This window comes from Chakrabartyella piscis, from assembly GCA_030067835.1.
Taxonomy (GTDB): Bacteria; Bacillota; Clostridia; order Lachnospirales; family Anaerotignaceae; genus Chakrabartyella; species Chakrabartyella piscis.
Map to the genome: position 1 here is coordinate 297030 of CP092441.1, position 20891 is coordinate 317920.

At 38.5% G+C, this 20891-nt stretch carries 15 protein-coding genes; all 15 read left to right on the plus strand.

The features are described 5' to 3' along the window. The first annotated feature begins 175 nt into the window (after positions 1 to 175). The 15 genes from MJY40_RS01375 (at position 176) to MJY40_RS01445 (ending at position 20703) form a co-directional block, all read left to right on the plus strand. Positions 176 to 2485: a glycosyltransferase family 2 protein gene (locus MJY40_RS01375; RefSeq protein ID WP_317855300.1), complete on the plus strand. Its 2310-nt coding sequence runs from the start codon at positions 176 to 178 to the stop codon at positions 2483 to 2485. A gap of 40 nt (positions 2486 to 2525) precedes the next feature. Further along, positions 2526 to 4418, plus strand: a complete 1893-nt coding sequence (locus MJY40_RS01380) for a hypothetical protein (protein WP_317855301.1) — start codon at positions 2526 to 2528, stop codon at positions 4416 to 4418. A gap of 22 nt (positions 4419 to 4440) precedes the next feature. Then, entirely contained in the window at positions 4441 to 7002 is a 2562-nt protein-coding gene (locus MJY40_RS01385; protein ID WP_317855302.1) for a bifunctional diguanylate cyclase/phosphodiesterase, read from the plus strand. Continuing rightward, positions 6995 to 9250 carry a sensor domain-containing diguanylate cyclase gene (locus MJY40_RS01390; RefSeq protein ID WP_317855303.1) on the plus strand — a complete coding sequence of 752 codons (2256 nt, stop codon included), beginning with the start codon at positions 6995 to 6997 and terminating at the stop codon, positions 9248 to 9250. The genes MJY40_RS01385 and MJY40_RS01390 overlap by 8 nt, the downstream gene beginning before the upstream one ends. Positions 9251 to 9546: 296 nt before the next feature. Beyond that, positions 9547 to 10128, plus strand: coding sequence for a xanthine phosphoribosyltransferase (locus tag MJY40_RS01395; RefSeq protein ID WP_317855304.1), 582 nt, complete (start codon positions 9547 to 9549; stop codon positions 10126 to 10128). Between the two features lie 258 nt (positions 10129 to 10386). Next, entirely contained in the window at positions 10387 to 11613 is a 1227-nt protein-coding gene (locus MJY40_RS01400; protein WP_317855305.1) for a BMP family ABC transporter substrate-binding protein, read from the plus strand. Positions 11614 to 11855: 242 nt separating this feature from the next. Continuing rightward, positions 11856 to 12014 carry a hypothetical protein gene (locus MJY40_RS01405; RefSeq protein WP_317855306.1) on the plus strand — a complete coding sequence of 53 codons (159 nt, stop codon included), beginning with the start codon at positions 11856 to 11858 and terminating at the stop codon, positions 12012 to 12014. Between the two features lie 9 nt (positions 12015 to 12023). Next, complete coding sequence (locus tag MJY40_RS01410) at positions 12024 to 12521, plus strand: transposase (RefSeq protein WP_317855307.1); 498 nt, start codon at positions 12024 to 12026, stop codon at positions 12519 to 12521. A 50-nt stretch (positions 12522 to 12571) separates the two neighbouring features. Continuing rightward, positions 12572 to 14185, plus strand: coding sequence for an ABC transporter ATP-binding protein (locus tag MJY40_RS01415; RefSeq protein WP_334305916.1), 1614 nt, complete (start codon positions 12572 to 12574; stop codon positions 14183 to 14185). Then, positions 14182 to 15306: an ABC transporter permease gene (locus tag MJY40_RS01420; RefSeq protein WP_317855308.1), complete on the plus strand. Its 1125-nt coding sequence runs from the start codon at positions 14182 to 14184 to the stop codon at positions 15304 to 15306. The genes MJY40_RS01415 and MJY40_RS01420 overlap by 4 nt, the downstream gene beginning before the upstream one ends. Next, the gene (locus MJY40_RS01425) at positions 15306 to 16298 is read left to right on the plus strand and encodes an ABC transporter permease (RefSeq protein ID WP_317855309.1); all 993 of its coding nucleotides are present in this window, start codon (positions 15306 to 15308) and stop codon (positions 16296 to 16298) included. Before MJY40_RS01420 ends, MJY40_RS01425 begins: the two co-directional genes overlap by 1 nt. A gap of 442 nt (positions 16299 to 16740) precedes the next feature. Then, positions 16741 to 17841, plus strand: coding sequence for a PfkB family carbohydrate kinase (locus MJY40_RS01430; RefSeq protein WP_317855310.1), 1101 nt, complete (start codon positions 16741 to 16743; stop codon positions 17839 to 17841). Further along, positions 17838 to 18758, plus strand: a complete 921-nt coding sequence (locus MJY40_RS01435; protein ID WP_317855311.1) for a pseudouridine-5'-phosphate glycosidase — start codon at positions 17838 to 17840, stop codon at positions 18756 to 18758. The genes MJY40_RS01430 and MJY40_RS01435 overlap by 4 nt, the downstream gene beginning before the upstream one ends. 336 nt (positions 18759 to 19094) lie before the next feature. Continuing rightward, complete coding sequence (locus tag MJY40_RS01440; RefSeq protein WP_317855312.1) at positions 19095 to 20345, plus strand: DUF1576 domain-containing protein; 1251 nt, start codon at positions 19095 to 19097, stop codon at positions 20343 to 20345. 10 nt (positions 20346 to 20355) lie between these two features. Further along, a complete protein-coding gene (locus MJY40_RS01445; RefSeq protein ID WP_317855313.1) occupies positions 20356 to 20703 on the plus strand; it encodes a hypothetical protein in 348 nt (115 codons plus the stop codon). Positions 20704 to 20891 lie beyond the last annotated feature (188 nt).

Sequence of the window (20891 nt, forward strand, 5' to 3'; positions counted from 1 at the left end):
AAATATATTTTCTTATGTTTGCTCAATATGGTGGCATCTACAGGATTTGTGTATATCGCTTCTGTGAGCTTTGGGCTCCATGAAAAAACAGTCAAACTCATGAGCAATGCAGTCTTATTCTGCATCAATTATCAAGTACAACGAATTTGGGTCTTTAGAAAGGCGGTTCCGATATATGAAACAAAAGAAAGAACAGATACAACCGAAGCATGTGATTTATCAGACAATTAAGAGAAAATCAAGCTTTTTCCAAAACCTTTTTTTGATGATTTCTCTGGTATTGATGCTGATTTATTTGTGTTGGCGTGTATTTTTCACATTGCCATTGGAAGATGGGATTGCAAATGTGATTTTTGGTGTTTTGCTTGTGGGGGCAGAAGTGATTACATGTTTCACCACATTTGAATTGTTTTATCGTAAATTCAGAGCCAGCAAAGGAGCTTTGGAGTTTCCACAAGTGGCAGATGAATTCTATCCACATATAGATGTGTTCATTGCAACACACAATGAACCATTGGATATTTTATACAAAACAGCAAATGCATGTACCTTTATGGAATACCCAGACAAAAACAAAGTACATATTTATTTTTGTGATGATGGCAATAGACCAGCAGTTGCAGAATTGGCAGAAAGTCTTGGCATTGGTTATTTAGGGCTTGCAAACAACAAACATGCAAAGTCTGGCAATTTGAACAACGCATTGTCCAAAACTGATTCACCCCTCATTGCAACCTTTGATGCAGATATGATTCCACAACGTACGTTTTTGATGAAAACAGTGCCTTATTTCTTCTTATCTGATTTCATTGATGACAATGGTATTTGGCGTAACCGTAGAGAAGATGAAAGAGATGAAACCTTCAAATTGGGTCTTGTGCAAACGCCACAAAGTTTCTACAACCCAGATTTGTTCCAATTCAATCTTTACGCAGAAAATACAGTACCAAATGAGCAAGATTTCTTCTCAAAAGAGGTAAATGTAATGCGTAATTCCTCCAATGCTGTTTCCTATACAGGCAGCAACACTGTCATTTCCAGACAAGCAATGATGGATATTGGTGGTTTTCCTACAAAAACCATTACAGAAGATTTTGAAGTTAGCATTCGTATGCAACAAGAACAATATGTGACCTATGCCACATCAGAAGTGCAAGCAGCTGGTTTGACGGTAACCGATGTAAAGGGTATGCTCAAACAAAGAAAACGTTGGGCTAGGGGGATCATTCAAAGTTTGTATAACACAAAAGCAATTTTTTCATCCAAATTGCCAATGGCTGGACGTATCACCTATTTGACAGCATATTTGTATTGGTGGTCTTTTTTCAATCGATTGATTTTTATTTTGGCACCTATTTTATTTGCACTGTTTGATTTTAGGGTGGTAAATTGTAGCTTTGAAGAGTTGTTGATCTTATGGTTGCCAGCATATATTTGCTACAGTGCTTCTTTCCGTTTCCTATCCAGCAATGTACGTACCAATCGTTGGAGCCAAACCATAGATACCATCTTTGCACCATATCTCATTGGATGTGTATTCTTGGAAACCCTTGGTATTAGAGAAACCAAGTTTAAGGTGACCAGCAAAGAACATGTAGAAAATTCTTCTATGGTGTATGCAACACCACATATCATTTTGATTGTTATGTCGGTTTTGGCTATGATTCGTTTCATTGATGGAAAATATGGTTGGATTTTGATTTATAGCAGTGTCATCATTTTCTGGTTGGCATACAATATGATTTCTTTGATTTATGCAGTGTTCTTTATGGCTGGCAGAAAAGCATATCGAAAATCAGAACGTATCAAAGCCAAAGAAAAGGTGAAAGTCTACAGTGGTGATGTGGTCTATGAAGCAGAAACTGTGGATTTATCAGATGGTGGTATGCAGTTTTGGAGTACAAAAGCAATTTATATACCAGAAGACAAACCTGTCAAAGTTGTGGTGGAATCTGACCATTATAGAAGTGAATGGATTGGTAAAACGGTGTATGTAAAACGTGTGTATCAAAATTGGCACTATGCAATGGAAATTGAAACCATTGATGAAGCCAACAAACGTCAATTTATGCAACTGATTTACGATAGAGCCCATTCTTTGCCAAAAGAAACAGATAAATGGAATTCTGTGTTTGATGATATGAAGCGCAATGTTCTTAATAGACTTGTGAAACCAGAAATACAGCGTAGAAAATATGCACGTATAGACATTGGGCAAAGGGTTGTGTTTGAAGATGGTGCAATGGGCTACATTCACGATTTCAATTTCAAATACTTCACCATTTCTGATTTTGTGGAAAAGCAAACATCAGAAGAAGAATTGTATGAACTCCGTTGTCCAGATGGTACTGTGATGCAATTGCTCAATACCCATAAATCAGTAGAAAAATACAATGCAACTCTATTCCAAGTGATGAATTTGGAACAGCTGACCTTAAGTGGTGTCAACTTGACCAAAACAATAGATGCGTTGATTGCAAGTTGATGGAACCTAGGGGAATATCGTCAAAGGTAGGGGTGTAGATATGGAATTTATGTTTTATACAATACGGGGGATTTGGCTGATACTCATTGTACATGGGTTTTTCTATGCAGCCAGAAAATATTTGAAAATCAACTATCATTTCATACCTATATTCACCATTTCCACCATTGCATTGGTTTTGTTTTTTGGTGGTTTGATTGGTGGTTTGTTGTATGTCGGTTATGGCTTGGCACTTGTGGGGACTGGGTTTTCTGTGTATGCCATTTTGGTGGATTATCGTAAAAATGGAGCACAACTCCATATGCCAATACCACTGATTTTGGTGGCAGTTGGCTTCTTGGAATTTGGTGGGTTGTTGGTGGATGCAGAATTGATTCAATATGACAATTTCACCCATTGGGCAACAGTAATCAAAGAAATGTTGTTGACCAATAGCTTTCCAACAGCTGACAGTGTGATGATTGAATTCAACAATTATCCACTTGGTATGGCTTCTTGGATTTATTTTGTGTGTTTGGTTGTAGGAAAAGTACAAGGTGTTATGTTGATGGCACAGGCAATGGTGATTTTTGCTTGTTTTGCTGCAATGTTTGGCATCATCCAAGAACGTAGAAGGGTTTTGTTGCATTTTGTGTTGGCATTGGGGCTCAGTGCGCTTTCTTTCTTCAACATCACCATACGTTTGAATAACTTGTTGGTGGATTTTGTGTTGCCTATGTTGACTTTGGCAATTTTGGCAATTATTTACACCCATCGCAAACATATTGAAAAAGCATTTTTGATTGTAACGCCTATTTTAGGCTTTTTGGTTGTGGTGAAAGGGACAGGTGCTTTCTTTGCAGTTGTGGCAATGGGATATTTGATTTTTACAGGTATCAAAGAACAAATTGCAAATGGAGATATGGTACTGGGGCAAAAAGAAACCATTGCAACCAAAGAAAATTTGAGGATTTGGGGCAAATGGGCAGTGTATCTGTTGGTGGCAATGCTGCCTTTGATTCTGTGGAATCTCCATGTGGATTATACATTTGTAGGTATGGAGCATAAATTTGAAACAGACATTGCTTCCATTGCTGCTGGAATTGGCGACAAAACACCAGAAGATATTCAAATGATTTTGCGTGCATTCTTACATAGCTTTGTGGACTTTGGTTTGCGACCTACCATTGGTTTGTGGGCATTTGAAGTGGGTAGCATTGTTGCGTGGCTCATTGGTTGTGTAATTTTGAAACACAAATGGAGGTTGCCAAAGGTATTTGTGGTGTGCAATGGAATTTTGTTGTTCTATTATATTGGTATTTTGGCAATGTATATCTATTCTATGCCAGTGGTAGAAGCCGTTTATTTGGCTGGTTTTGAGCGATATGTCAGCAGTCTTATGGTTTTGATTGTTGGAATTATGACCATGTGTTTGACTTTGGATATTGAAAACTCCTTCCATTATCACTTGGATGAAGTGGAAGAATACAAATCTTTTTCTTCTGTGGAAGCAAAAAAGGCATATCATTTTGGATGTGTGCTTTGCTTTATGTTGTTGTTTATGATTTTGACTTCTGAATATAGCGGTACTGTACATGCCGGTGATGCATTTCACAATTCTTTGCCAGCAAGAATGAAAAACATAGTTGGAGATCGTTGGCAAGAAGTGGATGACAGTTCCTATTTGTTGTATGCACTAGATTACAATGCACAAGTTTCCAGCTACTATTTGCACCATGTGGGAAGATATTATTTATGGGCAGAAGAAGTGGATGAAATTTCTGTGTTGGAAGAAGAAGGTTTGGAAGATTTGTTCAGCCAATACGATTATTTCGTTGTGGTACAATCAGATACACCAGAAAGAAAATTTATGGAGAAACAGTTTGGACTTGTAGGAGATGCAGGTGTGTATGAAACTGCTGAATTGTTGGCAAACTACAAAACGGGGATGTAATTGTAACTAGGAGGCGTGTTTGATGATATCCATTCAACATTTATACCATTCTATGAAGGATTTTGCAGAAAGTATAGCAACTGTAGATGTAGAAAAAGCGTGTTTGGTACAGATTTTCACAACGGTATTGGAACCAGAAGCATGTGTGACTTTGGCACAAGACGTGAAGACAAAATTGCCATATGCACAAATCATTGGTAGTAGTGTCAATGGTGTCATTTATCGTGGAAAGCAATTTGACCAACACACCATGATTACCATAGAACAATACAAAGATTCCAAAATAGAAACCCACTTATTTTCCATAGAAGGCAAAGATGCCAATGCTGTTGCAAGCAATTTGGAAGCAGTTTGGTCAGATGGTGTACCAAAATTGTTACGCCTATTTTTGGGTGCCTATTATGGAGAAGCACATCAACTCATTGACCAAATCAATGAAAGAATGTCTGGTATGCAGGTGGTTGGTGGTATGTCAGGTGAATTGTTTGAATCAGAGGTATTGCCATTTGTGTTCAATGACAAAGAATATATCCATTCAGGTTTGATTTGTGCAGGTGTTTCTGGTGGCATTTCTACATACAACCGCATCAACACAGCTCGTGAACGGATCAGTGAACCCTATACCATCACAAAAGCAGAAGGTAGAATCATTTATGAAATTGAAGGGGAATCTGCGCAAAGTTGGTTGCAACGAAACCTAGGATTCAAAAGCAACCAAGAGTATGATACATGGGAAGAAATTGCAAATAATGACCCTTTGGTGCGTTTCCAAATTGCATTGGAGGACTACAAAAAAGCAACTCGATTTGTACACTTTGATCAGGAAGCACAAGAAATTTCACAATACTTTACCCAGTTGGAAAGTGGTACAAAATTCCGCATCAGCTACACATCACCAGCGAAATGTGTAGAAGAATGTAAAAAAGCTTGCAAAGAAATTATGGAAACACCGATAGAGCAATTGTTCTGCTATAGTTGTGTATTTCGAAAACTATATTTGAAAAACTGTGCCAAATGGGAAATTTCACCTTATCACAAAAACCCCATCAGTGGTGTATTTTTGTTGGGTGAATTTGGTCACTACCATGGTAAAAATGAATTGCTCAATGGTTCCTGTGTGCTCAGTGGCATTTGCGAAGAAGAGCACTATCTCCAAGTGGACTTAACACGTTTGGATCAATTGGAAGGTATACAAGTAGAAAATGAAGGTTTGTTGGATTTTTTGCTCAACAACCAAACACAAGCCAAAAGCATAGAACAAGAGCAGTTGTTGACAGATGCAATGGCATATGAAAGAACCCATCAACCAGACTTTTATCGCTACATTGATTCCAGCTTAAACATAGGAAATATGTTGCAATATTCCTTGGATAAGGTGAAATATGGCTTTGATAAACTTTGTTTGGTGAAGGTAGAAAATGCAGATATCCTCATTAGTTTTATGGGTCAGGCAGAATATACAGCACAGCTTAAGGAAATCATTGGACGTTTGGATGCAATACGTTTGCGTGAACATGAAGATATATTTGTGTATTCTGGAAATGCAGATTCTTTTGTCATTGCAGCAACAGCCCAGTGGACAAAACAAGAGTTTTTGGAGTTGATTCACCGTTTGGATAGACGTTGTGACGAAGTACAAAATAAATTTGTGCATACACCAATTATTCTGCGTTTTGTGGTGGTTTCTGGTAGCGAATCCCTATTGGAAGAAGCATATGGACAAGCAGAAATGAGTCGAAATACACAAACACGTATGATGGTATTGGATGCAAAGGCACAAGACAAGACTGCCATCAGAAAAGAATTGGAGTCTATCCACCTCATTCAAAATACAATTGCACAAAAGAAAGTAATTCCCTATTACCAAGGGATTTACAACAACCGTTTGGGTAAAATTGATAAATACGAAGCACTGATGCGTATTGTGGATGAACATGGGACTGTTTTGACACCCTATTTCTTTATGGATACAGCCAAAAAATATCGCTTGTATTTGGACTTGAATTTGCAGATGCTAGAAGCGGTTTTGGATGATTTTTCTACCATTGATTGTGCTGTCAACATCAACTTGTGTGCACATGACATTGGTTCTCCAAAATTTAGAGAAGTGTTGCAAAAACGTCTCAAAACCTTCCATAAACCAGAAAACATCACCTTTGAATTGCTGGAGGATGAGTGTTTTTCAGATATGGAGGCATTGAAGGACTTTATTGCAGAAGTGCGTGCATATGGTGTCAAAATCTCCATTGATGATTTTGGTTCTGGATATTCCAATTTGTTGGAAATTGTAAAAATCCAACCAGATTATTTGAAAATTGATGGTGCAATCGTTAGAGATGCCCATGAAAAACCAGAAAACGAAATCATTATAGGTATCATTGTTTCTTTGGCACACCAACTTTCTATTGATGTGGTGGCAGAATTTGTAGAAAATGAAGCAATTCAAAATGTTGTGGAAGCCTATGGAATTTTGCGTTCACAGGGGTATTTGTTCTCGAAACCACAACCATTTGAGAAGATATATGAAATTGAGAAACAAATGTACGAAAACACAAAAGATAAGGGGGCTTCCGAAGATGCGTGAACATAATATGACAGATTATATGACAAAGGAACAGTTCCAAGCTGTCGTTAGAAGCTATCCAGAACCCACTTTTATTGTGACATTGGATGATGATTTGACGATTCAATTTGGAAATGAAGCCTTTTATGCTTTTTTTGGTGTGGATGAAAAATCCTTTTGGAATATATTCCAAGGGAAGTTTAGACATGTCATAGAAGCAAGCAAACAAGTGGAATACAAAAAACAATTACAAAGACAATTCCAAAAAGAACAAGGATTTTGTTTGGACATTCAATTGAAAGATGCACTTGGACAAACTCATTTTGCTTCCTTCAGTGGTACAAAAATCCTAAAAATAGCAGGAGAAGTACAAAAATTGTATTGTCGTTTGCATAGAACTGATGAAAAACATGCGTTGATTACAGAATTGGAAAATGAAAAGTTTTTCTTCCAAACAGTGCAAACGTTGGCGTCTGATTTGCTGTTTCGATACTTTATCCAACAGGATGTGATTCATTTTTATGGGAATTTTCGTGATGCATTGGGTCTGGAAACAAAATATGAAAACTATCCGACATGTTTGTTGCAAAAAAATGCAGTGTATGAACAAGACTTTGGTAATTTTATGGAAACCCTACGTAAAATGAATGCTGGAGAAGATGGCACTGGTTATTATCGAGCCTATGATCGTTTTGGCAAAGCCCTTTGGTTGCAAAAAGAATGGAAGGTTTTGTGTGATGACAATGGAAAACCCAAGGAAGTCATTGGACGTATTTCCAATATCCAAAACCAAAAGGAAATGGAAGAACAAATCAATGTGGATACATTGACTGGTTGTTTGCGTAAAAAAGTATTTGAACAATTGGCTACAAGAGAGTTGAAAGCATCACCAGAAAAAGAACACACTGTGTTTATTGTGGACTTGGATCATTTCAAAGCAATCAATGACAATTTGGGGCATCAATTTGGCGATATGGTTTTGGCAGATGTGGGGCAGAAATTACGAGATTTGTTCCGCACTACAGATTATGTAGGGCGTATTGGTGGCGATGAATTTATGGTGTTCATGAAGGATACCGCATCCCATGACAGTATTGTAGAAAAAGCGAATACCATTTTGCAAGAAATGGATCGTACATTCCAAGGGGCAGTACACACCTATCGTATTTCTGCAAGTGTGGGTATTGCAACCTATCCAAAAAATGGATTTGGATTCCAAGAATTATATGAACATGCAGATGTGGCTTTGTTTGATGCCAAAAATCGTGGCAAAAATGCATATGTGTTTTATGATGAAAAGTTATCCAAAGGCACTATGGAAAATACAATGCCTTATGATGTGGCAACACGTGCAATGTCACAACATTTCGATGCAAAAGTGATTTCAGGATGCTTCAATTTACTATTTGAAACCAATGATTTGGACATCTCTCTTAAATGTGTGTTGCAAACATTGGGTTCTCGTTTTGGAGTCAGTCGTGTATATATCTTTGAACGCAGCAAAACTGTAGCAGATTGTTATGACAATACATATGAATGGTGTGCAGATGGAATTGAATCGGCAATGGATGTTTGCCAAAATATACCCAAGGAAACCTTCCAAATTCTAATGAAACAAGGCAATGAAGAAGGTATCATCTATTGTAACGATGTAATGGCTTTGGAAGATGAAGTGAAGGAGATTTTGGATATACAAGACATCAAATCCTTCCTGCATGCCTATACATATTCTGGTGAGGATGTGGTGTATGCCATTGGTTTTGACGATTGTAGTAGCCAACGTATTTGGAGCCCCATTGAAATCAGTACCTTGTTACATGCCAGCAAAATCATTGTACAATTCTTGAATTATAAGGGTGCATTGGAACATACAAAAAGCATTTCAGAAGAACGTTTGGGAGTTATGGATTCCCTCAACTATTTCTCCTATATAGTGGATCAAGAAACCTACAAATTGAGCTATTTCAATGCATATACCAAGGGGAAAGTACCCCATATCCAAGTGGGGGATGTTTGTTACAAGGTGTTGCGTGGTTTGGGAGAAGTGTGTACAGATTGTCCTTTGGCAGCAATGAAACAAGCAAATACAGATGCAATTCGTCTGGTGCTTTCCGATACTGCAATGGGCAAATATATGCTAATAAATGCTTCCAAATTGAAAAGATTTGAAGGGAAAAAGAGTATGTTTGTGGCAGCAAATGATGTGACAGATGTAATGAATTTATTGCAACCAGAAATCAATACTGAGGGGTGCAGTAGGATTTCATAGTGGTTTTTGGGGAATTTGCGTAAAATAATAGGTTGATTCGTCAAATTGGATAGAATCTATGTAAAATCTATGAAAAATTTATCTATTTATGGTTTGAGAAAATAGGTGAAAAGAGTTGCAGATATGTATAATATTCGTTAAAATAAAAAAGTATTATTTTATGTCAAAACATGTGGGATGTTGACGTATTTTGTTGTGAGGGCTGAAACCATTTGCAATTTGAATGGTTTTCGAGTATCGACCAACTGGTATTTTGAAAAGATTTTTTGCACACAGAAGGAAGGTATCTCAAAATTATGGAATTGTTAAAAGAACGAATTCGACGTGATGGTAAAGTGCGTGGTACAGGAGTACTCAAGGTGGATAGTTTCTTGAATCACCAAATTGATGTGGAACTTTTGGGTGAAATTGGTAAGGAGTTTCGTCGTCGATTTGAAGGATGTGGCATCAACAAAATTTTGACCATCGAAGCATCTGGCATTGGTGTTGCTTGTATTGTGGCACAACACTTTGACAATTGCCCTGTTATTTTTGCCAAGAAAAACCAAACCAAAAACATTGCTGGCGATGTGTATACCAGCAAAGTAGAGTCCTTCACACATGGACGTATTTATGATATCATTCTTTCCAAAGAATATTTGGGAACTGAAGATAAAGTCTTGATTATTGATGATTTCCTTGCAAATGGTGCAGCACTGGAAGGTTTGATTCGTTTGGTCAAAGATGCTGGCGCAGAAATTGCTGGTGCAGGCATTGTAGTAGAAAAAGCATTCCAACCAGGTGGCGATTTGATTCGTGGCATGGGTATTCGTGTGGAATCTTTGGCACGTGTACAAAGCCTCAGTGAAGAAGATGGCGTTACATTTGTGGAAAACTAAATGGGATGGGAAACCCATCCCCTACAATATCCAATCAATGGAAATGTGGTGGCAATTGTAGGGTTGATTCACGAATCAACCGTCATAAACTGTCACAAAATCAAAGATTCCTCGCTATGTTCGGAATGACAGTAACAATGCTTGTCATGCAGAGGAATGTAATGACGAAGCATCTGAAAAATCGTTAAATCTGCCAATAGGCATTTTTATAAAAAACTCTCATAAGGAAGAAACAGACAAAAAAAGGAGAAAAAGAAAATGAAAAAATTGCTTGCTCTTGCCTTGGCGATGTCCATGGTAGTATCCGTTGCAGGTTGTGGCTCTAGCTCTACTTCCACATCCGAAGCTGATTCCAGCTCTAGTGCATCTGCTGAAAGTGCAGAAGAAGTTGTATCCGCAGATGAAGATTTCATGGTGGGTGCTATCTACATCACAAGCCAAAATGATACAGCTGGTTACACATACCAACATCATAATGGTATTACAACAGCTATGGAAAATCTTGGTTTGGATACAGCAACTCAACTCAAAATCGTTGACAATGTGCCAGAAGATGACACACAAGTGGCTGCTGCTATCGACAATCTTGCAGGTCAAGGTTGTGACGTAATCTTTGGTATTTCCTTCGGTTACATTAATGCTATGGATGCTGCTGCAAACCAAGAAGAATATTCTGATATCGTATTCTCTCATGCAACAGGTTACATGAGCAATGAATCTAACTTCAACAACTACTTCGGTCGTATCTACCAAGCTCGTTACCTTTCCGGTATTGCTGCTGGTATGAAATCCTTGGAAGTTGGCAATGATAACTTGGGTTATGTTGCTGCTTGGAACTTGGGTTACGCTGAAACATGTTCCGGTATCAATGCATTCACATTGGGTGTACAAGCTGTAAACCCTGATGCAACTGTTTATGTAAACGAAATCTCCAGCTGGGGTGACGAAGCTTTGGAACGTCAAGCAGCACAAGCTTTGATTGACACATACAATGTTGGTATCATCACACAACACAGTGACTCTGCTCAACCTCAAATGGTTGCAGAAGAAAATGGTATCTATGGTTGTGGTTACAACTCCGATATGACAGAACAAGCTCCTGCTGCTCATATTACAGCTCCTGTTTGGAACTGGTACATCTACTATCAAGAAGCAATGGAAGCTGTTATGGCTGATTCCAGCTCCTTTATGTCTACAGTAGGTAATTTCTATGGTGGTCTTGCAGAAGGCTTTGTAGATGTTTCTCCACTTTCTGACAATGCTGCTGCTGGCACACAAGAAATCATTGACGAAGTTGCTGCTATGATGGTTGCTGGTGAATGGGATGTATTCTCTGGCGTTTCTTTGGAAATTGCTGCTGATGGTACAATTACACAAGTAGAAGAACCTGTTATGAAAAATGACGGTACAGAAGCAGATCCTATCGATGATGGTGTAATCTGTGGTTCTATGAACTATAACGTAGCTGGTGTAGTTGCTGGCTAATTCGAACCATAACATAAATTACGGGGCAGGTAAACTGCCTCGTTTTTTCGTTATTATTGATACGGTATCAAAAATCGTAAATGATTATTAGATGGGTTTGTAGGGAATGGAGATGGTGCAATGCACCGTGGATTTGACCATTCCGCAGTATAACAAAATGGTTATGGTAGAACAACGGAACAGTCAAAACTGTTCCCTACAAAATCATAAAAAGGATATTTTGTATAATATGAGGTGATTTGTTGGAATTGCCAAAACGTAAGTTGCCAAGGTTGAAAGAATATGATTATAGCAGTAATGGAGCATATTTTCTAACCATATGTACCCAAAAGAAGCAAAAAATATTATGGGAAGATGGATACCATGTGCCATTGTGTAAAATAGAAGATATGTATGAATGAGGTGATTTTATGGAATTGCCAAAACGCAAATCAATTCGATTGAAAGAATACGATTATAGCAGCAATGGAGCGTATTTTGTAACCATTTGCACCCATCAAAAGCAATGTATATTATGGGGAGATGTAGGGAATGGTCTCGACCATTCCGCAAATTTACCATTAACTCCAATTGGAGAAATAGCTCAAAAAGACATGGAAGATATATCCAAACATTTTCCATATGTTCAAGTGGAAAAATATGTGATTATGCCGAATCATATACACGCAATTATTATGATAAATAAAAATGAGGATATGGCGGAATGGTCAAGACCATTCCCTACGTTATCGGCTATTATTGGGTTATACAAGTCAGGTGTGTCACGAAAGGTCGGAAGTTCCATTTGGCAAAAATCCTTCCATGAACACATCATCAGAAACCAAACATCCTACGATGAAATTTGGCAATATATCGACACAAATCCAATGAAATGGGAGTTGGATCAATATTACAAAGCAGCATTGTAATGACAACCTTTGGGGTTGTTTGTAATACAAATTGATTGCAAAATGTAGCAATGAAAAAAGGAGGAAAGCAAGTGACGAATTATGCCATTGAGATGCGTGGAATTACAAAGACTTTTGGCAGTGTGGTTGCAAACAAAGATGTCAACTTGAATGTGAAAGAAGGAGAAATTCTTGCACTTTTGGGTGAAAATGGTTCTGGTAAAACCACCCTTATGAATATGTTGTCTGGTATTTATCAACCAGACTGTGGTGAGATTTTAATGGGTGGCAAACCTGTATCCATTCATTCACCAGAAGATTCTAAAAAATTGGGTGTTGGTATGGTACATCAACATTTCAAATTGGTGGATGTGTTTACTGCTGCGGATAATATTTGGTTGGGCAAAGAAGATGGTGGTCAACTTTTGCAAAAGAATCGTTTTGCTGAAATTGGCGAAATGTGTCAAAAATTTGGCTTTGACATCGATCCCACCAAAAAAGTCCATAATATGGCAGTCAGTGAGAAACAAACTTTGGAAATCATCAAAGTCTTGTACTATGGAGCAAAAATCATCATTTTGGATGAACCAACAGCTGTTTTGACGGTACAAGAAACCAAAAAATTGTTCGATGTATTGCGTCAAATGAAAGCAGATGGACATGCAGTCATCATCATCACACATAAGCTCAATGAGGTTTTGGAAATTTCAGATCGTGTTGCAATCCTGAGAAAAGGTGAGTACATCACCACAGTGGAAACAGCAGAAACATCAGAACAAGAATTGACGGAATTGATGGTTGGACGCAAAATTGATTTGAATATCGATAGACCAGAAGTGGAAAAATCATTGCCACTTTTGGAAATTCGTAATTTGCAAATTCAAAATGACGAAGGAGCAATTGCAATCGATAAAGTCAACTTCTACATTCGTGGTGGTGAAATCTTGGGTGTTGCTGGCATCGCTGGTTGTGGTCAAAAGGAATTGTGTGAAGCCATTGCTGGACTTAGACCCATTATTGATGGTCAGATGATCCACAAAGGGGATAATATCGTTGGTTTGACTCCAAAAGAAATTATTGCAAAAGGGATTTCCATGAGTTTCATTCCAGAAGATCGTTTGGGTATGGGGCTTGCTCCTTCGTTGTCCATTACCGACAATATGATTTTGAAAAACTATGGAGATACCAAAGGGATTTTGGTGGATCGTAAAATTGGACGTAGAGATGCAGTGGAGGTCATTGAAAACCTCAATGTCATCACACCTTCTTCTGAAACACCAGTGCGTCGTTTGTCTGGTGGTAATGTGCAGAAAATCCTTTTGGGTCGTGAAATCAAAGCAGCTCCAAACGTTTTGGTGACTGCATATCCTGTGCGTGGTTTGGATATCAATTCCTCCTATGCAATTTACGATATCATCAACAAACAAAAACAAGCAGGTGTTGGCGTTTTGTTCGTTGGTGAAGATTTGGATGTTATGATGGCACTTTGCGATAAGATTATGGTGCTTTGTCATGGGGAATTGATGGGTATTGTTCATGCACATAAAGTCACAAAAGAACAACTTGGTTTGATGATGACAGGTGCTTTGAACCTGACAAATCGTTATGAAGATAAACCAGCAGGTATTGCAAAGGATACCTTGTTTGCACAACACATTGAAGATGATGGGAAGGTGATCAAATGAAAAAACAAAGTTCTTTCCATATGGTAAAACGTGAAGGGGTTAAGTGGCAACAAATTGCCATGAGCTATCTGATTGCGATTGTAGTTGCCATTGCTTTGGGTGGCGTGTTGCTTTCTGTGCAAAATGTAAATCCTTTTGATTATTACAAAGATATGTTTAGTTTGGGTGTTGTAGGCAATAAATTTGCGTACAAACAAGTGGAAGCATTCATCAAATTGTTCACACCTTTGCTTTTGACATCTGTGGCGTTGTCCTTGGCATTCAAAATGCGTTTTTGGAACATTGGTGGTGAAGGTCAATTCATCATTGGTGCTTTGGGCGCTGGTTCTGTTGCCTATTTGTTGGGTGAAACCATGCCAACTGCTGTGGTATTGTTGTTGATGGCATTGGTTGGTGCTGTTTTGGGTGGTTTGTATGGTGCTGTGGTTGCCATTTTGAAGGTGAAACATGGTACAAATGAAACTTTGCTCACTTTGATGATGAACTACTTGGCATTGTATCTATTGAAATTCTTTGGAGAAACCAGTGGTGACTGGAACTTCTTCCTTGCAAAAGACTCCAATAGACCATTGTTTGCAACCTTCCCAGACAATGCAAAAATGATTACATTGCCAACACCATTTGGTAGTTTCTCTTTGAATCTTTCCTTGGTGATTGTAGTGCTTTTGTGCGTTGGCGTCTGGTGGTACTTGAAATACACCAAACAAGGGTATGAAATTTCTGTTGTTGGGGATAGCCCAAACAGTGCAAAATACGCAGGTATGAAGGTTTCCAAAATCGTCATTAGAACCATCTTCTTGTCTGCTGCTTTGATTGGTTTGGCTGGTGCCTTCTATGCATCTTCTGCTGGAACACTTTCCACATCCATGACAAATGACGTTGGTTGGACTGGTATCATTGTTGCTTGGCTTGCAAAACTGAACACAATTGGAATCATTGTCACCAGTTTGTTGATTACAGTATTGCAACATGGTTGTAGTGTGGCAAGTTCTTCCTATGCAACTGTGGATGCAAACTTTGCAGACTTGCTCCAAGGTATGATTTTGTTCTCTGTTTTGACAGCAGATTTCTTTACACGTTTCAAATTGGTTCGCAATAGCAAACAGGAGGTGGCAAAATAATGCAAGAATATGGTGTATTTACTCTATTTCTTTTTAGCATCGTGGTATATAATACTGTCCTTCTGTATGGTACTGTAGGTGAAATTCTCACAGAAAAAGCAGGTAGCTTGAACCTTGGGGTAGAAGGTACTATGGCTGTAGGTGCAATTTTTGGATACTTAGCAGGTGTTTCTACAAACAATTTATGGATTGGTCTTGTGGGTGCATTCATTGCTGGTGGACTTTGTGGATTGTTGTTTGCATTCTTGACTGTTTCCTTGCAAGCGAATCAAAATGTAACAGGTCTTACCATCACAACCTTTGGTTTGGGGTTGTATTTCTTCGTGGGTAAAGGTTTTGGTAGCAATTGGCCAGCACTGCAAAGTGCACCTGATGTGGTGGCAGCTTATGCAGCAGTTCCAATTCCAGTATTGTCTTCTTTGCCTATGGTTGGAAAAGCATTCTTCTCACATAGTGTGTTGGTATACTTGGGTGTTTTGATTGCTGTTGGCATTTGGTGGTACATGAAATATACCAAAACAGGTTTGAAATTGCGTGCTGTTGGTGAAAATCCTTCTGCTGCTGACTCTGTTGGTATCAACATCAATTTGTACAAATACATTCATATCATCATTGGCTCTGGTATCATGGGTCTTGGTGGCTACTATATGGCATTGGTTATGGGTGGTTCCTTTGAAGGTTCCACATGTTGGATCAATGGTTATGGTTGGATTTCCATTGCTTTGGTTATCTTTGCAAATTGGAACCCTGTTATGGCAATTTTGGGCAGTTTGGTATTTGGTTTCTTCAATACCTTGCAAGTGTATAGCGGTTCACTTGCCAATTCCTTCCCAGAAAGCTTGGGTTGGTTGTCTGGTATTCCAGCGCAATTGTACCAAGCATTGCCTTTCTTAATCACAGCAATTGTGTTGATTGCTTCTTCCATCCGTCAAAAAGATGGTGAAGGTGGTCCAGCTGCTTTGGGTGTGAATTATTTCCGTGAAGAAAGATAAATAGAAATAAAAATCCCATTTAAAGATAAAAGGGCTTTTATATCTTGTAGGGTACGCATTGTATGCGTATCGAAAGTGGAATGCATACAATGCATTCCCGATATAATCAAGATACGTTAGGTCTCATTCAGTTTGATTGGGACAAGTGAAATAGAGACATCAGATGAAAATTCTGGTGTCTTTTTTGTATGTGGAATGATGGATGAGCACTGTTCGCCCCTACAACATCCATGTTTTGTCATTCAGAATGCAGTGAAGAATCCTTATCTTGGACAGAAAATTCTTGGTGTAGATATCCATTTTGTCGAAAAATACCCCATAAAACAGGCATTTCTCACAAAAATATAAAGAAGTGTTGATAAAGGTTGACAAATATAAAGAAAATGGATACACTAAATACGAGTTTAAATCATAAACATTTATAAAGATATGAGGTGATCCATTGACACAAAGAGAGCAAGAAATATTCAAAATCATTCAAGAATCGCCCTTAATTGAACAAAGCGAAATTGCCCAAAGACTGAACATCACACGTAGTTCTGTTGCGGTGCACATTGCAAACTTACAAAAAAAGGGATATGTCCTTGGTAGAGGATATTTGGTCAAAGAAGAAGAGTATGTTGTGGGTGTGGGTGCTGCCAATGTGGATGTCCATGGTAGAAGCAAACAGTCCATTGTGTTACATGATTCCAACCCTGGGAATATGCATATTTCCGCTGGTGGCGTAACCAGAAATGTATGTGAAAACTTTGCACGTATGGGTGGTAATGTCAAATTGGTGACAGCCATTGGTGATGATGTATATGCAGAAAAAATCAAAGCAGAATGTAGTGCAGCAGGCATCGATATGAGCCAAAGTTTGGTGGTGGACAACCATATGTCATCTACCTATATTTCCATTTTGGATGAAGGTGGCGATATGTATGTTGCCATGAGTGATATGTCTGTGTTACAAAAAATGAATATGGAATTCCTCAAAACCAAGTCTGGTTTGCTGAAACAAGCAAAAATCATCACTTGTGACAGTGGTTTGCCAGCAGAAGTTTTGGAGGGTGTTTTGAATATGTATGGGGATACTGTCCCTGTGTTCATAGACCCTGTTTCTGGTGCATATGCAAAGAGATTGTTGCCCTATGTAGGCAAAGTCCATACGTTGAAACCAAATCTTTTGGAAACAGAAATTTTGGCAGAAATGGAAATCCATACAGAAGAAGACTTGCACAAAGCGGCAAAAATCCTCATTGAAAAAGGTGTGAAACGTGTCTTTGTCAGCTTGGGTAAAGATGGTGTGTTCTACATGGATCATACAGGTGTTACCATGAGGAGGAAATTGCAACCGTTGGAAGAAATGGCAAATGCTTCTGGTGGTGGCGATGCCTTTATGGCAGGTGTTGTCTATTCCACAATGCAAGGTTTTGATGTGAAAGAAACCCTATACTTTGCTTTGGCAGCAGGATATGCAGCAGTGTCTGACTATAGAACCATCAATCCATATATTGGCGTAGAATTGATTGAAACGATTTTAAAGGAGAAAAAACTATGAACTTAGAAAAATATTTGGTAATTACAGATGAAATCAAAGAAGCATTGGCAAACAACACTCCAATCGTAGCATTGGAAAGTACCATTTTGAGCCATGGTATGCCATATCCACAAAACTTGGAATTTGCATACAAAGTAGAAGAAATTGTACGTGGTGAAGGTGCAATTCCAGCAACTACAGCAATCATTGGTGGTCAACTCAAGGTTGGTTTGACCAAAGACGAATTGGAGCTTATGTGTAAAGCAGAAGACGTTGGCAAAGTCAGCAGAAGAGACGTTGCAACTTATGTAGCAACAGGCAAAGCGGGTGCAACCACTGTAGCAACTACAATGATGTTGGCAGCAATGGCTGGTATCAAAATCTTTGCAACAGGCGGTATTGGTGGTGTGCATCGTGGTGCAGAAACCACAATGGATATCAGTGCAGATTTGCCAGAATTGGGTCAAACTCCAGTGGCAGTTGTAGGTGCTGGTGCAAAATCCTTGTTGGATATCGGTTTGACTTTGGAATATTTGGAAACATTGGGTGTACCAGTTATTGGTGTGGATACAGATGATTTCCCAGCATTCTACTGTAGAGAAAGTGGCTTCAAAGTAGACTTCAATGCAAAAGACCCTGCTATCATTGCAAAAATTTTGAAAACCAAATGGGATCTTGGTCTGGGAGGTGGTGCTCTCATCGCAAACCCTATTCCAGAAGAATTTGCTTTGGATTACAATGAAATGGAAGTGGTTATTTTGCGTGCTTTGGAAATGGCAAAAGAACAAGGTATTCGTGGCAAAGACACAACACCATTCTTGTTGAAACACATCAAAGATATGACAGAAGGCGTTTCCTTTGCATCCAACTTGGAATTGGCATACAACAATGCACGTGTGGCATCCAGAATTTCTGTGGAATTGGCAAAATTGTCCTAAGGCATTGTAACTGTGATATGTTTATATAATATCCCAATTAAAGATAAAAGGGCTTTTATATCTTGTAGGGGGCGCATTGTATGCGTACCGAAAGTGGAATGCATACAATGCATTCCCTACATAATTGAGATGTGTTCATGTATAATAGGTCTCATTCAGTTTAATTGGGAGTATAAAAAACAACCCCTGGTCATAAAACTGCTGCAAATTGGCTTTGTTTTGTGGTTGGGGGTATTTTCATAGGGTATTTGTATTGACAGCTCTTCAAATATCCACGTATAATTGAAGAATTGGTAAGATTGTAATGGTAATAATGATTAGAGTTCAGGAGGAAACATGTTAGAAAAAATCAAAGAAGCACCCATCAAGTCGTTTTTATACTATGTATCATTTTGTTTGTTGATATTTAGTTTGGTGACTGCAAACCCCATTGCCACAGTCAAAGGTCTTGGTCCTATTTTGCTTTCATCTTCCACCTTGATTACAGATTATATGGGTATTTCCAGTATGTCATCTGCGTTTTTGAATGCAGCCATTGTATCGTTTTTCACGTTGTTTTTGTTTCACATTGCCAAAATCCAATACAACGGGACTTCCATTGCCTCCTTTTTCTTGATGGCAGGATTCTCTTTGTTTGGTAAGAATTTTTTGAATATCATACCTGTATTTTTGGGTGTGTATGTCTATGCACTTGTGAACAAAGATAGCTTTAGAAAGTATATCTATGCAGCACTTTTTGGGACTTCCATTGCACCCATTGTGTCAGAAGTCATCATCCATTTTTCAGGTAGAGGGATCACTTTGCAATCCATTATTGTAGGCACCATCATTGGTGGTGTTTGTGGATTCTTGTTGCCTGCTTTGTCTGTGGAGTGTTTGCGTGTGCTTCAGGGGTTCAATTTGTATAACATCGGTTTTGCCACTGGTTTGATTGGTATTTTCTTCACTGCTGCCTTCAAATCCTTTGGTTTTGGTACAGAAATTCGTATGATTTGGACAACTGGTAGAAGTCCAATTTTGTGTGTGTTCCTATATGCACTGTTTTTGTCCTTCATTTTATTTGGGTATCTGCTCAATGACAAAAGCTTCCAAAACTATCCCATCATATTTAGACATTCAGGGCGTGCTGTTGCAGATTTCACAGTGATGGATGGTTTTCCATTGACCCTCATCAATATGGGTGTGGTTTCCACATTTGCGCTTTCCTATTTGATTGTTTTGAATGGAGATGTAAATGGTCCAACCATTGGCGCATTGTTTACAGTTGCTGGATTTGGAGCAATGGGTAAGCATCTTAAAAATATGTGTGCACCTATGTTTGGTGTCTTTTTCATGTCTATGTTGGCACATTGGTCTTTGAAAGATCCATCTGTACAATTGGCAGCACTGTTTTGTACAGGACTTGCACCTATCACAGGTCAATATGGATTTGGATGGGGTATTGTGGCAGGTGCCATGCATTCGTTGATCGTTTTGAGCGTAACCACATTCCATGGTGGTTTGAATTTGTATAACAATGGTTTTGCAGCAGGTTTGGTTGTAATGCTATTGATCCCTACCATTGAAAGCTTTATGAAAGATAATTGAGGAGAATTGTATGAAACATAATAAGAAAAAAATGCTAATTATTTTAGAAGAGTTGATGAAGCTGTTCATGAAATTGGGCGCCACCAATATTGCTGTGAACTTTGATATGGAAGAAGAGCAATGTACCATTCGCATCAAAGGGAATTATGAAGGGAAAAGTGCCAGATACTTCCAAGAAATTGCCAAATGTTTGAACTGTGGTAGAAATGAAGAAGTGGAAGAATGTTATTGGTCCATTTCAGGTTCTTCAGAAATCAACCAAGATTCCGAGTTGTATATTGTAGGTTCTATGTTGGATCAATGCACCTTGAATTTCAGTGAAACAGAATTGGAAATTGTAGGGTATCGTAAATTGTAAGTGTGTGAAGGAAGCAGCTTCTTTGGAGGCTGCTTTTTTGTATTTCAATGCAAGATAAAGGGGTTTACTAATATAGAGTAGGGGTCGATGCCCTCATCGACCCAATGGATGGCACTTCTTATTTGCAGGCAGATATGGAATCTGCCCCTACATCATATCCCGTTCAGTATCATTGTAATTTTTATATG

Coding starts and splice junctions, on each gene's coding strand:
- MJY40_RS01375 (WP_317855300.1), top strand. CDS start 176: ATGAAACAAAAGAAAGAACAGATACAACCGAAGCATGTGATTTATCAG.
- MJY40_RS01380 (WP_317855301.1), top strand. CDS start 2,526: ATGGAATTTATGTTTTATACAATACGGGGGATTTGGCTGATACTCATT.
- MJY40_RS01385 (WP_317855302.1), top strand. CDS start 4,441: ATGATATCCATTCAACATTTATACCATTCTATGAAGGATTTTGCAGAA.
- MJY40_RS01390 (WP_317855303.1), top strand. CDS start 6,995: ATGCGTGAACATAATATGACAGATTATATGACAAAGGAACAGTTCCAA.
- MJY40_RS01395 (WP_317855304.1), top strand. CDS start 9,547: ATGGAATTGTTAAAAGAACGAATTCGACGTGATGGTAAAGTGCGTGGT.
- MJY40_RS01400 (WP_317855305.1), top strand. CDS start 10,387: ATGAAAAAATTGCTTGCTCTTGCCTTGGCGATGTCCATGGTAGTATCC.
- MJY40_RS01410 (WP_317855307.1), top strand. CDS start 12,024: ATGGAATTGCCAAAACGCAAATCAATTCGATTGAAAGAATACGATTAT.
- MJY40_RS01415 (WP_334305916.1), top strand. CDS start 12,572: ATGAAAAAAGGAGGAAAGCAAGTGACGAATTATGCCATTGAGATGCGT.
- MJY40_RS01420 (WP_317855308.1), top strand. CDS start 14,182: ATGAAAAAACAAAGTTCTTTCCATATGGTAAAACGTGAAGGGGTTAAG.
- MJY40_RS01425 (WP_317855309.1), top strand. CDS start 15,306: ATGCAAGAATATGGTGTATTTACTCTATTTCTTTTTAGCATCGTGGTA.
- MJY40_RS01435 (WP_317855311.1), top strand. CDS start 17,838: ATGAACTTAGAAAAATATTTGGTAATTACAGATGAAATCAAAGAAGCA.
- MJY40_RS01440 (WP_317855312.1), top strand. CDS start 19,095: ATGTTAGAAAAAATCAAAGAAGCACCCATCAAGTCGTTTTTATACTAT.
- MJY40_RS01445 (WP_317855313.1), top strand. CDS start 20,356: ATGAAACATAATAAGAAAAAAATGCTAATTATTTTAGAAGAGTTGATG.